The organism is Amycolatopsis aidingensis (assembly GCF_018885265.1).
Lineage (GTDB): Bacteria > Actinomycetota > Actinomycetes > Mycobacteriales > Pseudonocardiaceae > Amycolatopsis > Amycolatopsis aidingensis.
Genome location: NZ_CP076538.1, coordinates 1,090,001 through 1,103,462, shown reverse-complemented (window position 1 = coordinate 1,103,462; position 13,462 = coordinate 1,090,001). Strand labels below are relative to the sequence as shown.

9 protein-coding genes and 2 rRNA genes (1 of these 11 only partly in view) are annotated in these 13,462 nt (G+C 67.0%); 3 read left to right on the top strand and 8 right to left on the bottom strand.

The annotated features are described in order from the left end of the window. The first annotated feature begins 10 nt into the window (after positions 1 to 10). Entirely contained in the window at positions 11 to 448 is a 438-nt protein-coding gene (locus KOI47_RS05350; RefSeq protein ID WP_216214477.1) for an acyl-CoA thioesterase, read from the top strand. Between the two features lie 32 nt (positions 449 to 480). Here KOI47_RS05350 and KOI47_RS05345 read toward each other — a convergent pair whose 3' ends face one another. The 3 genes from KOI47_RS05345 to glnA all read right to left on the bottom strand — a co-directional run bounded on the left by KOI47_RS05345 (position 481) and on the right by glnA (position 4,705). After that, positions 481 to 1,743, bottom strand: a complete 1,263-nt coding sequence (locus tag KOI47_RS05345) for a glycosyltransferase 87 family protein (protein WP_216214475.1) — start codon at positions 1,741 to 1,743, stop codon at positions 481 to 483. Position 1,744: 1 nt separating this feature from the next. Next, positions 1,745 to 2,950, bottom strand: coding sequence for a bifunctional glycosyltransferase family 2/GtrA family protein (locus KOI47_RS05340; RefSeq protein WP_332461443.1), 1,206 nt, complete (start codon positions 2,948 to 2,950; stop codon positions 1,745 to 1,747). A 330-nt stretch (positions 2,951 to 3,280) separates the two neighbouring features. Further along, entirely contained in the window at positions 3,281 to 4,705 is a 1,425-nt protein-coding gene (gene glnA / locus KOI47_RS05335; RefSeq protein ID WP_216214470.1) for a type I glutamate--ammonia ligase, read from the bottom strand. 208 nt (positions 4,706 to 4,913) lie between these two features. Here glnA and KOI47_RS05330 point away from each other — a divergent pair, with 208 nt between their 5' ends. Further along, positions 4,914 to 5,399: an RDD family protein gene (locus KOI47_RS05330; RefSeq protein ID WP_216214468.1), complete on the top strand. Its 486-nt coding sequence runs from the start codon at positions 4,914 to 4,916 to the stop codon at positions 5,397 to 5,399. A gap of 9 nt (positions 5,400 to 5,408) precedes the next feature. Here the strand turns inward: KOI47_RS05330 and KOI47_RS05325 are convergent, their stop codons facing one another. From KOI47_RS05325 to KOI47_RS05315, 3 genes are all read right to left on the bottom strand, one after another. After that, positions 5,409 to 8,381 (bottom strand): bifunctional [glutamine synthetase] adenylyltransferase/[glutamine synthetase]-adenylyl-L-tyrosine phosphorylase, encoded by a 2,973-nt coding sequence (locus KOI47_RS05325; RefSeq protein WP_216214466.1) that lies wholly within the window; start codon positions 8,379 to 8,381, stop codon positions 5,409 to 5,411. Between the two features lie 52 nt (positions 8,382 to 8,433). Continuing rightward, positions 8,434 to 9,186 carry a type 1 glutamine amidotransferase gene (locus tag KOI47_RS05320; RefSeq protein ID WP_232376552.1) on the bottom strand — a complete coding sequence of 251 codons (753 nt, stop codon included), beginning with the start codon at positions 9,184 to 9,186 and terminating at the stop codon, positions 8,434 to 8,436. Between the two features lie 64 nt (positions 9,187 to 9,250). Continuing rightward, complete coding sequence (locus tag KOI47_RS05315; protein ID WP_232376551.1) at positions 9,251 to 9,712, bottom strand: rhodanese-like domain-containing protein; 462 nt, start codon at positions 9,710 to 9,712, stop codon at positions 9,251 to 9,253. Between the two features lie 105 nt (positions 9,713 to 9,817). On the opposite strand from KOI47_RS05315, the gene KOI47_RS05310 reads away from it, so the two are divergent. Continuing rightward, the gene (locus tag KOI47_RS05310; protein ID WP_216214463.1) at positions 9,818 to 10,264 is read left to right on the top strand and encodes an Lrp/AsnC family transcriptional regulator; all 447 of its coding nucleotides are present in this window, start codon (positions 9,818 to 9,820) and stop codon (positions 10,262 to 10,264) included. 81 nt (positions 10,265 to 10,345) lie between these two features. Here KOI47_RS05310 and rrf read toward each other — a convergent pair. Together rrf and KOI47_RS05300 are read right to left on the bottom strand one after the other, a co-directional pair. After that, a 5S ribosomal RNA gene (gene rrf / locus KOI47_RS05305) occupies positions 10,346 to 10,462 on the bottom strand. 62 nt (positions 10,463 to 10,524) lie between these two features. Beyond that, positions 10,525 to 13,462 (bottom strand): 23S ribosomal RNA (locus KOI47_RS05300) (it continues 172 nt past the right edge of the window).

The following is a 13,462-nucleotide window of genomic DNA, read 5'->3' as shown; positions in this document are numbered from 1 at the left end:
CAGTGAGGTCGTGACCGAGCGCGAACCTTTCCGGGTGCAGCTGAAGGTGCGGCACTACGAGCTGGACACCCTGGGCCATGTGAACCACGCCGTGTACCACTCCTATGCCGAGGTCGCCAGGCTCGAGCTGATCGAGAAGGCGGGCGGGCTCAACGGGGGTCTGCGGGACCGGGGCGTGGCCGCGGTGCTGCTGGAATCGCACATCAGCTTCCGCAAGGAACTGCGCGCGGGTGACGTGATCGACGTGACCTGCGAGACCAAGTTCGGGTCCGGCAAGACCTTCGTGATGAACTCCGACATCTACAAGGCCGACGGCACCCTCTCCGCGGAAATCAGCTGCACGCTCGGGCTGATGGACCTGGAACGGCGGAAACTGGTCGCCGACCCTCGGGGCGTGTGCGAGCAGGCGGGCATGGACCTGGCGCTCCTGGGCGGGTCCGCGGCGTAGCTTCGCGCCGGAGGGCCGCCCGAGGCCCGGGCTCAGGACGGCACGCTCGCAGCCGGGGACTGACGTTCCTTACGCCACAGTATGGCGGCAAGCGTGCCGAGATAGCCGAGGCCGATCAGCAACGTCATGCCGCTGAGCGCCACCAACGTCGTCAGGCTGCCGGGCACCAGGGTGCTTGCGGCGGACAGCACCGGCACGTTGACCACGATCAGGAATATCAGCGTGCCGCAGGCGGCCAGCACCAGCCACACCAGCGCCACCCCCCACACGTTCGCCGTGCTCCGTCGATGCCGGGCCCACCACAGCCAGAGCGCGAGACCAGGAACCGCCCATACCCAATGATCCGGCCAGGAGACCGGAGAGACCAACAGCCCGGTCACCGCGCAGGCAAAGACGCCGGCCGCTTCCATACCCCGCCGGCTGGCCCATGCCGAGATCACCAGCCCGGCCACGCCGACCGGGATCGCGAGCGTCAGCCAGAACCACGTGGTGTGCAGCAACCCGGGCAACTGTCCTAACACGCCGCGCATCGATTGGTTGAATGGTGCCGCGCCCTCTGGCGTCATCCGCCCGGTGTCCAGCATCAGGTCGAACCACCATGCGGCGGACGGGCCCGGCATCACGAGAAAGCCGACGACCACCGTGGCCGCGAAGGTCGCCAAGGACACCATCGCGGCGCGAATCCGGCGGGTGATCAGGAAGTAGGCGACGAAGAGAAGCGGGAGCAGCTTGAGCCCGGCCGCGAGCCCGATGGCGACGCCCTGGAAGCGTCCGGGCCGGCGGGCGAGATCGGCGAGCAGGAGGAGCATGAGCAGCACGTTGATCTGACCCACGCTGAGGTGCATCACCAGCGGAGCCGTGGGTAGTGCGGCCACCGTGGCCAGGAGGACGAACTTCGCCCGCCGGGCTGGTGACTCCACGGCCACCAGCCCGAAGGCGATCCAGACCGCGGCCTCGAGAGCGAGCACCGTGATGAATGTCCAGACGGCGAACCCGACATCGACGCTCATCAACCCCAGCGGCACGAATGTCAGCGCGGTGAATGGCGGGTAGATGAACAGGAAGCCGTCGATGGTCGCGGCCTCGTAAGGCGACATGCCGTTCAGCACAGCCAGGCCGGCCACGTTGTAGACCTTGAAGTCGATCTCGAGCATCCAGATCCGGTCGCGCAGCGCCAGGCCGGCGACGACGACGGCCGTGACGGCCGCCGCGACCGCGACCGCGGCGACCACCATGCGGACCGAGGGACGGTTCGGTGGCGTTACGGGGCGTGCGGGGGCAGCGGTCGCAGTCATGTCAACGTTCCTTGCGTTGCTGGGCGATGAGGCGTGGCCGGGCCGGGAAGACCCAGGTGGTCAGCAGGACAAATCGCCCGAGGGTACCGACAGCGGACGCGGCAAGCAGCACGACGAGTTCGGCCCACCTGGGTGGGCGGTCGGCCACGGCATGCAACACGAGCAGCGCGCCGGAGGTGAACCCGCAGTACAGGCCGAACACCACGAAGGCCTGCGCGTGCACCAGCGCCAGGGGCCGGGACCGGTCGCGGAAGGTGAGCCGCCGGTTGGCCTCCGTGTTGAACAGGGTGCTCAGGGTCACCGCGAGCAGGTTCGCGACCAGCGGCGGCCACCAGGTTCGGAAGACGGTGTACAGGGTCAGCGTCAGCACCGTGGCCACGAGTCCGACCACACAGAACAACATCAGGTGGCGCAGGCGCGAGGTGTCCCGAGCCGCCGGGACGCCGTCAGGATGGGTCGGCCTGAGCTCGGGCCGCGGCGGCAGTCCGGCGACATCCGCGGCCCCGGACAGCCTGGCCCGCGCGACCCGGACCAGGCCGCGCACATTCGTCGCGGCCGTGCCGGTGACGTGGACCCTGCTGTCCACGTCCTCCACCCAGTCCACCGGAACCTCGAACACACGCAGGCCGTTGTGCTCGGCCAGCAGGAGCAGTTCAGTGTCGAAGAACCAGGTGTCGTCCTCGACCCGGTGCAGCAGCGGCCGGATCACCTCGGCGCGGGCAGCCTTGAACCCACATTGCGCGTCCCGGAACCGGGCTCCGTGGGTCAGCCGGAGGAGCGCGTTGTAGCCGCGGGAGATCAGCTCGCGCTTGGCGCCACGAACCGTGCGCGCCCCCGGGGCCAGCCGCGAGCCGATGGCGATATCCGAATGGCCTGCGGCCAGGGAGGACACCAACGGAACCAGCGCGTCCAAGCCGGTGGACAGGTCGACATCCATATAGGCGACCACCGCCGCCTGGCTGTCCGACCATGCGGCCCGCACCGCGTTCCCCTTGCCCTGTTGCTCCAGGCAAATGACGCGGACCCCGGACCACTGTCTGGCAAGCCTCTTCGCGACCAGGCGCGTGCCGTCGATGCTGGCGTTGTCCACAATGGTGATGACCCATTCGAACGGCAACCATCGGGTGAGAAAGTCGTGCAGCACCGCGACGCAACCAGGTAACGCCCGCTCCTCGTTGAAGACCGGGATGGCGACGTCCACTGTCACCGAGGAGAGCGGCGAAGGCGCGCGCAGCGGGCGATCGTGTCCCAGATGGGCAGTTCGTTTCGCAAAGGATCCCAGGGACACATCGGCGTCCGCGGGTTCTTCGCCGGACCAAGCCTCTTGCGCGGGTAGTCGTCCATCCATGTGCCGCTCCTCATCAAGGCGCTGCAAGGATAGTAAGATCAATTCGCGGCGGTGTTTTTCTCCGAACGTGCCGCATATGGTCGGTGGGGGTCATCCGACCGGGTAATTGCCACGCATCGCAAAGGAACGGCCGGTCCCGCGCGAGTGGCGGAACCGGCCGTTAACTGCCAGGTCAGGACCGATATCGGATCACACGTCGTAGTAGAGCGCGAACTCGTAGGGGTGCGGGCGCAGCCGCAGCGGGTCGATCTCGTTCTCCCGCTTGAAGGCGATCCAGGTCTCGATCACGTCGGGCGTGAACACCCCGCCCTCGAGCAGGAACTCGTGGTCGGCCTCCAGGCTGTCCAGCACGGAGCCGAGGTCGCCCGGCACCAGCTTGACGTCCTTGGCCTCCTCCGGCGGCAGCTCGTAGAGGTCCTTGTCGATCGGGTCCGGCGGCTCGATCTTGTTCTTGATGCCGTCCAGGCCGGCCATGGTCATCGCGGCGAAGGCGAGGTACGGGTTACCCGAGGAGTCCGGGCAGCGGAACTCGGCGCGCTTGGCCTTCGGGTTGTTGCCGGTGATCGGGATCCGCACGCAGGCCGAGCGGTTGCGCTGCGAGTACACCAGGCTGACCGGAGCCTCGAACCCGGGCACGAGCCGGTGGTAGGAGTTCACCGTCGGGTTGGTGAAGGCGAGCAGGCTCGGGGCGTGCTTGAGCAGACCGCCGATGTAGTGCCGCGCGGTGTCGGACAGCCCCGCGTAGCCGGACTCGTCGTGGAACAGCGGCGCACCGTCCTTCCACAGCGACTGGTGGCAGTGCATCCCGGAGCCGTTGTCTCCGAACAGCGGCTTGGGCATGAACGTGGCCGTCTTGCCTGCCTCCCACGCCGTGTTCTTCACGATGTACTTGAACAGCTGCAGGTCGTCCGCGGCGTGCAGCAGGGTGTTGAACTTGTAGTTGATCTCCGCCTGGCCAGCGGTGCCCACCTCGTGGTGCGCCCGCTCGATGCTGAAGCCGGAGCCGGTCAGCTTCTGCACGATCTCGTCACGCAGGTCGGCGAAGTGGTCAACCGGAGGCACCGGGAAGTAGCCGCCCTTGTACTTGGTCTTGTAGCCGCGGTTGCCGCCCTCCTCGTCGGTGCCGGTGTTCCACCAGCCCTCGACCGAGTCGATCTCGTGGAAGGAGCCGTTCTCCGCGGAGTCGAACCGCACCGAGTCGAAGATGTAGAACTCCGCCTCCGGCCCGAAGAACGCCGTGTCGGCGATACCGGACTCGGTGATGTACTGCTCGGCCTTGCGCGCGATGTTGCGCGGGTCCCTGCTGTAGGGCTCGCGGGTGAACGGGTCGTGCACGAAGAAGTTCAGCGACAGTGTCTTCTGCTTGCGGAACGGGTCGATCCGCGCGGTCTCGGCGTCCGGCAGCAGCAGCATGTCCGATTCGTGGATGGACTGGAAGCCCCGCACCGACGAACCGTCGAAGGCCAGCCCCTCGTCGAAGGCGTCGTTGTCGAAGGCCTTCGCAGGGACGGTGAAGTGCTGCATGACGCCCGGAAGGTCACAGAACCTGACGTCGACGAATTGCACGTCCTCATCCGCGATGAGACGCTGGATATCGTCTGGAGTAGTGGACACCCTCGGTAACTCCTTCAGCTCGGCGAGTTGGTCGGCGAGTAGCCGGCCAACCTCGATGCCGGATCGCGCGTTAGTCTCTTTGGTTCACGCTAAGAGCGCGGTGTTGCCCGACCGTCACCCGAGTGTTTCGCCGGTGTTAACGGATAGGCGGATACCGGATAGTCGACCAGGGCGGACAGCCCGAACGCCAGCGGCATACCCTGGATGGGTGGCGAGATGGACCGGAGAGTGGCTCTCCGCACCGGCCGGCGCCCGCCAGGCGAGCGACACCGAGCCGCCGCGCTGGCCGGGCGAGCACCTCGGCCTGCCCGAGGACGGGGTGGGCTCCGCCGCGGGCGGCGGCCGTCGCCTGCTCGCGCTGCTGCTCGACCTGGTCCTCGCCTCGCTGATCACCGCCCTGTTCCGGCGGCCCGTACTGGACGACCCGGCCGTCATGCAGGACTTCAACCTGCTCGCCGTCGGGATGTGGGCGGTGCTGACCTGCACCCCGGTGGCCCTGTTCGGGTTCACCCCTGGCATGGCGGTCTGCGGTATCCGGGTCGGCAGGCTGGACGGGGCCACCTTCGTCGGCCTGTGGCGCGCGCTGGTGCGCGCCGCGCTCACCTTCCTGATCATCCCGGCCGCGGTGCGCAATGTGGACGCGCGTGGTTGGCACGATCGGCTGACCGGAACCGTGGTGGTCCGGCTGCGCTGAGCCCTGGCCTCAGCCCTCGAAGAAGAGCCGTTCGACCACGGCATGTGCCCGGCGGGTGGTGCGGCGGTAGTAGTCGACGAACTCGCCGGGGTCGTCCTCCACCGAGTAACCGAAGACACTCGCCACCGCGGTGAGTTCCCGCCCAGAGGAGGGCAGCTGGTCCACGGCCTTACCGCGGACCAGCATCGCCGCGTTCCGTGCCTTCGTCGCGAGCGTCCAGGCCTCGATCAGCGAGTCCGTATCCGCCGCCTCGGCGAGCCCGGCCCGTTCCAGGGCGCGCAGCGCCTCGGGGGTGGAGGTGGTGCGCAGCTCGGGAACCTCGTGTGCGTGCCGCAGCTGCCACAGCTGGGCGGTCCACTCCACATCGGCCAGCCCGCCCCGGCCCAGCTTGGTGTGGGTGGTCCGGTCGGCGCCCTTGGGCATGCGCTCGGTGTCCACCCGTGCCTTGATCCGGCGCACCTCGCGTACCTGCGCGGCGTCCAGCCCGCCCGCCGGGTAGCGGATGGGGTCGATCAGCTCGGTGAACCGCTCCCCGAGCCCCGCGTCCCCCGCCACGAACCGGGCCCGCAGCAGCGCCTGCGCCTCCCACACCTCGGCCCAGCGGGTGTAGTAGGCACCGTAGGAGTCCAGGGTGCGCACCAGCGGCCCGTTACGCCCTTCCGGCCGCAGGTCGGCATCCACCTGCAGGGCCGGGTCCTGGCTCGGCGCGCCCAGCGCCTGCCGCACCGTCTCGGCGACCGAGGAGGCGAACCGCACCGCCTCCGCGTCGGTCACCTCGCCGAGCGGCTCGCAGACGAACAGCACGTCGGCGTCCGAGGTGTAGCTGAGCTCGGCGCCGCCCAGCCTGCCCATCCCGATCACGGCGATCCGCGCGGGCTCGGCGCCGACCTCGGCCACGCGCTTGCGGATCGCGGCGGCGAGTGCGCTTTGCAGCACCGCACTCCACACCGAGGACAGCGCGGCGCACACATCCGGGACCTCGAGCAGGCCGAGCAGGTCGGCGCAGGCCACCCGCAGCATCTCGTGCCTGCGCAGGGAACGCGCGGTGCGCACGGCCGCGCCGAGCCCTGGCTGCCTGCGGGCCGCAGCCCGCAGCGAACGGGCGACGTCGTCGGTGGAGCGGTGCGCGAGCTTCTCCGGGTCGCCGAGCAGTTGCAGCACCTCGGGCGCGCGCACCAGCAGGTCCGGGACCAGGCGGGAGGTGCCAAGCAGCACGGCCAGCCGTTCCACCACGGCGGAGGTGTCCCGCAGCACCCGCAGGTACCAGGGGGTCTCGGCCAGTGCCTCGGACACCCTCCGGTACGCCAGCAGCCCGCCATCCGGGTCCGGGGTGTCGGCCAGCAGGTCGAGCAGAACCGGCAGCAGAGCCTGCTGAATCGCGGCTCGCCTGGAGACCCCGGCGGTGAGGGCACCGATGTGCTGCAGCGCACCGTCCGGGGCGGCGTAGCCTAGCGCGGACAGCCTGCTGGCGGCCTGCTTGGTGGTCAGCCGCAACGCCTCGGTCGGCACCTTCGCCACCGACTCCAGCAGCGGACGGTAGAACAGCTTCTCGTGCAGCTTCCGGATACGCTGGGCGTGCCTGCGGAACTCGGCGAGCAGCACCTCGCCCGCAGGCTTGCCACGCGCCGAGCGCACCCCGCAGGCCCTGGCCAGCCTGCGCAGCTCGCCGGTCTCGGAGTCGTCAGGGAACAGGTGGGTGCGGCGCAGCCTGCGCAGCTGTAGCCGATGTTCGACCGTGCGCAGGAACTCGTAGGACTCCTCGAGCTCGGCGGCGTCGGCGCGGCCGACGTAACCACCGGTGCCGAGGGCGTCCAGCGCCTCCATGGTGGACGGCGAACGCAGCTCCGGGTCGGCGCGCCCGTGCACCAGTTGCAGCAGTTGCACGGCGAACTCCACATCGCGCAGCCCGCCCCGGCCAAGCTTCAGTTCACGGTCGACGATCTCGGCCGGCACATGGCGCTCCACCCTGCGCCGCATCCGCTGCACGTCGGCCACGAAGTTCTCCCGCTCGGCCGCCGCCCAGACCATCGGCGCCACCAGCTCGACATACCGCCCGCCAAGGGCGTGGTCCCCGGCCACTGGGCGGGCCTTGAGCAGCGCCTGGAACTCCCAGGTACGAGCCCATTTCTTGTAGTACGTCTCGTGCCCTTCCAGGGTGCGCACCAGCGCGCCTGCCTTGCCCTCGGGCCGTAGCGCGGCATCCACCTCGAAACAGGACTTGCCGACCACGCGCAGCATGGTGCTCGCCAGCCGGGTGGCGACCCGCTGGTCGCCGTCGCCGACGAAGATGACGTCCACATCGCTGACATAGTTCAGCTCCCGCCCGCCGCACTTGCCCATCGCGATCACCGCGAGCGCGGCGTCCCCCGCGCTGCCGACCTCCTGCTCGGCGACGGCGAGCCCGGCGGCGAGCGCGGCCTCGGCGAGCGCGGTGAGCCTGCCGGTGACCTCGGCGTACGGCAGCTCGGGGAGCTCATCCTCGACCAGGTGCCCGAGGTCGGCGGCGGCGATCTCGGTCAGCAGGCCGCGGTAGGCCACTCGCAGCGCCTGCTGGGCTTCGGCCTGGGTGAGCGTGCCCTCCTCGGCCCGCACGGCCGCCAGCAGCACGGCGACGTACCCGGTGGGCGGCGTGGGGCCCGGCCCGGCGAGCCTTCGCCACTGGTCCGGCTCGCTGACCAGGAAGTCGGCCAGCGCGCTTGACGAGCCGAGCACGGCCAGCAGCTGGCCGCGCAGGCGGGCGTTACCGCGCAAGGCCTCGTCCAGCTCCGGCCAGGCATCCGGATCGGCTTCCCGCAGGCGTTCCAGGCCGCGCAGGGCGAGATCCGGGTCCGGCGTGCGGGAAAGGGCGGTGAGCAGTGGCTCGGTACCGGCGACCGGCCCGGCCGCGTCCCACCAGCCCGCGGCCCGCAGCTCCTCGGCCGCCCGGTCATCGGTGAAGCCGAAACGCGCGGTGGACGCGGTCTGCCGTGCTCGGTCTGCCATCGCACTCACTATGGGTTCTCGGGCCGCGCGGATCCGGGCAGCCGGGTCCGGTTCAGGCCAGTGGCAGCGGGTGCCGGTGCCCGGCAGGCTCCAGCGTTCCCTCGGCCAGCTGGACGAACCGCCGGGCGAAGGGGGCCCAGGTGTCGGCGAGGTCGGCGTGCAGCCGCTCCAGCCGCTCGGTCTCGAACGCGTCCGCCGGAGCGTACTCGGCCGCGTCCGGGGTCCCGGCCAGCCAGCGCCGGACCACCTCGGGCGTGGTCTCGATGTGGAACTGCATCCCGTAGGTGCAGCGGCCGATGCGGTAGGCCTGGTTCGGGTACAGCGGGGCGGAGGCGAGCAGCTCGGCCGAGGGCGGCAGTTGTTCGATGACGTCCCGGTGGAACTGCAGCACGTCCTGCATCAGCGGGAGCTCGGCGAACAACGGGTCGGTCCAGGCCACATCCCGTTTGGAGACCAGCGCCGGGCCGACCTCAGGCCCGCTCTTGCCCCGGCCGACGATGCCGCCGCAGGCGACGGCCAGCAGCTGCGAGCCGAGGCAGATGCCGAGGGTCGGCAGCCCGTTGCCGCTGGCGAAGGCGAGCAGCCTGCGGATCTCGGCGAGCCAGGGATGCTCGGCGTCGTCCTCCGCGCCCATCTCGCCGCCGAGGCACACCACGCCGTGGTATGCCTCCAGACCCTCCGGCAGCTCGTCCACCGGCGGCCTGCGCACGTCCAGCTCGGCTCCGGCCCTGGAGAACCAGTCGCCCAGCGGGCCGGGTGGGTCGTCCTGGTCCGGCTGAATGATCAGCAGTCGTGGGGTGCTCACACCCGCCAGGGTACGACCCTCCGCACGGTCCGCCGGCGCGACCATGCCGCCGCTGCCCAGCGGGTCAGCAGGCGCAGGAGGCGGTGACCTTCGCGGGGTCGCCGTCCAGCGGATAGCCACCCGCCCGCCAGGCGGTGATACCGCCGGACAGGCGCTTCACCAGGAAACCCAGCTCGGCCAGCCGCAACGCCCCCTTGGTGGCGGCGTTGCACTGGGAGCTTTCGCAGTAGCAGACGTAGACCGTGTTCCGGTCAAGATGGGCAGTGTTCTCCGCGGTCAGCTCGCGGTAGGGCAGGTTGATCGCACCGGGGATCCTGGCCGCCGCGAAAGCCTCCGGCGACCGGGTCTCCACCACCAGGTAACCGCGCTGGTTGCCGTCCGCGAGGTCGCGGGCCAGGTCGTCCGGATCGGTCTCGAAAGCGAGTTCGGCGGCGAAGAACGCGGCGGCGGTGGCCGGTGCCGCGGCCGGATGGGTCAGTACTCGGGAGTGCCGGGGCGCGGAAGCCATGGAAGTTGTGGAAGCCATGGAGTGATCATGGATCGGCACGATCTCGGCGAACATGGGCCAATCCAGGTGTTTCGACGCGCTAGCCTGGAATGTCACGGCACGACGCGATGTGGGAGCCCGCAGGTGGACCTCGACGACGTGGACTGGAAGCTCCTGGAGCTGTTGCAGGCGAACGGCCGGATGACGTTCACCGAGCTGGGCAAGCGGGTTTCCCTGTCCGCGCCCGCGGTGACCGAGCGGGTGCGCAGGCTGGAGGAACGGGGCGTCATCACCGGATACTCCGCCCAGATCGACCGGGGCAAGCTCGGCCTGCCGATCGAGGCGATCGTCCGGGTCCGGGTGCGCAGTCTGGACGGTCCGCGGTTCCGCGCGACGATTATCCCGCTTCCCGAGGTGGTCAGCGCGGACCATGTCACCGGCGACGAGTGCTGGATCCTGCGGGTGGTGTGCTCCTCCACCGGCGAGCTCGAGCAGTTCGTGGAACGCGCCCAGCGCTACGGGGAGACCACGACCTCCCTGGTGTTCTCCTCGCCACTGCGGCAGGGAACGATCACCCGCCGCCGGCCCTGACCCGATACCGGCCTGGTTCGGGCATAAAAAAACCGGAGCCCCAGGAGGATTTCTCCTCGACCGGGGCTCCGGCTGAAGTATGTTCGGCGGTGTCCTACTCTCCCACACCCCTTCGAGTGCAGTACCATCGGCGCTGGTGGGCTTAGCTTCCGGGTTCGGAATGGGACCGGGCGTTTCCCCACCGCTATAACCACCGAAACTCTCCGAAACACACACAAGTGTGGTGTTTCAGAACCGTAGAGCGGATGCGTAACACCTTTGTGGGCAAGCCCTCGGCCTATTAGTACCAGTCAACTCCACACATTACTGCGCTTCCATCTCTGGCCTATCAACCCGCTCATCTCACGGGGGCCTTAACCCACAACGGGGTGGGAGACCTCATCTTGGAACAGGCTTCCCGCTTAGATGCCTTCAGCGGTTATCCCTTCCGAACGTAGCCAACCAGCCGTGCCCCTGGCGGGACAACTGACATACCAGAGGTTCGTCCGTCCCGGTCCTCTCGTACTAGGGACAGCCTTCCTCAAGTCTCCTACGCGCGCGGCGGATAGGGACCGAACTGTCTCACGACGTTCTAAACCCAGCTCGCGTGCCGCTTTAATGGGCGAACAGCCCAACCCTTGGGACCTACTCCGGCCCCAGGATGCGACGAGCCGACATCGAGGTGCCAAACCATGCCGTCGATATGGACTCTTGGGCAAGATCAGCCTGTTATCCCCGGGGTACCTTTTATCCGTTGAGCGACACCCCTTCCACCAGGAGGTGCCGGATCACTAGTCCCGACTTTCGTCCCTGCTCGACCCGTCAGTCTCACAGTCAAGCTCCCTTGTGCACTTACACTCAAACACCTGATTGCCAACCAGGCTGAGGGAACCTTTGGGCGCCTCCGTTACCCTTTAGGAGGCAACCGCCCCAGTTAAACTACCCATCAGGCACTGTCCCTGAACCAGATCATGGCCCGAGGTTCAGATTCCCCATTCGACCAGAGTGGTATTTCAACAACGACTCCACCAACACTAGCGTGCCAGCTTCACAGTCTCCCACCTATCCTACACAAGCCGAACCGAAAACCAATACCAAACTGTAGTAAAGGTCCCGGGGTCTTTCCGTCCTGCCGCGCGTAACGAGCATCTTTACTCGTAATGCAATTTCGCCGGGCCTGTGGTTGAGACAGCCGGAAAGTCGTTACGCCATTCGTGCAGGTCGGAACTTACCCGACAAGGAATTTCGCTACCTTAGGATGGTTATAGTTACCACCGCCGTTTACTGGCGCTTAAATTCTCAGCTTCGCCCCCGAAAGGGCTAACCGGTCCTCTTAACGTTCCAGCACCGGGCAGGCGTCAGTCCGTATACATCGAATTGCTTCTTCGCACGGACCTGTGTTTTTAGTAAACAGTCGCTTTCCGCTGGTCTCTGCGGCCAACTCACCCTAGCCCGCACAGGGCTTCAGGTGCTCTGGCCCCCCTTCTCCCGAAGTTACGGGGGCATTTTGCCGAGTTCCTTAACCACAGTTCACCCGCTCGCCTTAGTATTCTCTACCTGACCACCTGTGTTGGTTTGGGGTACGGGCCACATGTGCACTCGCTAGAGGCTTTTCTCGGCAGCATAGGATCACCCTACTTCGCCTCACTCGGCTACGCATCACGTCTCAGGAAAACACGGCGCGGATTTGCCTACACCGCTCCCTACACGCTTACACCAGTACTACCACTCACTGGCGGGGCTACCTTCCTGCGTCACCCCATCACTTGGCTACTACAAGATCAGGTCCCACGCTCCACCACGCACCCCCCGAAAGGGACACGCAGCTTCGGGTGGTTAGTCTCACCTGCCTCACCAGGGACGCACACACGCGGGTACGGGAATATCAACCCGTTGTCCATCGACTACGCCTGTCGGCCTCGCCTTAGGTCCCGACTTACCCTGGGCGGAACAGCCTGGCCCAGGAACCCTTGGTCATCCGGCGGCAGAGATTCTCACTCTGCTTTCGCTACTCATGCCTGCATTCTCACTCCCACACCCTCCACCACTGGTTTCCACCGTGGCTTCACCGGATGCAGGACGCTCCCCTACCCACCCACACGACTACACCACCACCCCGAAGGACAGCGGCGGATCACAAGTGTGAGTGACACAGCTTCGGCGGTGTGCTTAGCCCCGCTACATTGTCGGCGCAGGACCACTTGACCAGTGAGCTATTACGCACTCTTTCAAGGATGGCTGCTTCTAAGCCAACCTCCTGGTTGTCTCGGCAATCCCACATCCTTTTCCACTCAGCACACACTTAGGGGCCTTAGCTGGCGCTCTGGGCTGTTTCCCTCTCGACGATGAAGCTTATCCCCCACCGTCTCACTGCCGCACTCTCACACACCCGTATTCGGAGTTTGGTTGATGTCGGTAACCCGGTAAGGCCCCTCGACCACCCAGTAGCTCTACCCCAGGCGTGAAACATGCGACGCTGCACCTAAATGCATTTCGGGGAGAACCAGCTATCACGGAGTTTGATTGGCCTTTCACCCCTACCCACAGCTCATCCCCCAGGTTTTCAACCCTGGTGGGTTCGGGCCTCCACACCGTCTTACCGGCGCTTCACCCTGGCCATGGGTAGATCACTCCGCTTCGGGTCCAGACCACGCGACTCCATCGCCCTATTCAGACTCGCTTTCGCTACGACTACCCCACACGGGTTAACCTCGCCACGCAGCACTGACTCGCAGGCTCATTCTTCAAAAGGCACGCCATCACCCGAAGGCTCTGACGGCTTGTAGGCACACGGTTTCAGGTACTCTTTCACTCCCCTCCCGGGGTACTTTTCATCTTTCCCTCACGGTACTCGTCCGCTATCGGTCACCAGGAAGTATTTAGGCTTACCGGGTGGTCCCGGCAGATTCACAGCAAATTCCACGAGCTCGCTGCTACTCGGGGACACCATCCAGACACAACGTCGCAGCTTTCGCGTACGGGACTCTCACCCACTCCGGTCCGCCATCCCAAACGGTTCCGCTAGCCACCACGCGCATCCCCAGGAGTGTCAGCCCCTGGCCAATGGACCCCACAACACCGCACACACAACACCTGACAGCTTGACATGCGCACGGTTTAGCCTCCTCCGCTTTCGCTCACCACTACTCACGGAATCACACTTGTTTTCTCTTCCTACGGGTACTGAGATGTTTCACTTCCCCGCGTTCCCTCCACACA

What these genes read in the sequence shown, in the direction of transcription:
- KOI47_RS05345 (WP_216214475.1), bottom strand. Translation starts at nt 1,743, where the DNA reads ATGACTGCGACCGCTGCCCCCGCACGCCCCGTAACGCCACCGAACCGT.
- KOI47_RS05315 (WP_232376551.1), bottom strand. Translation starts at nt 9,712, where the DNA reads ATGGCTTCCACAACTTCCATGGCTTCCGCGCCCCGGCACTCCCGAGTA.
- KOI47_RS05325 (WP_216214466.1), bottom strand. Translation starts at nt 8,381, where the DNA reads ATGGCAGACCGAGCACGGCAGACCGCGTCCACCGCGCGTTTCGGCTTC.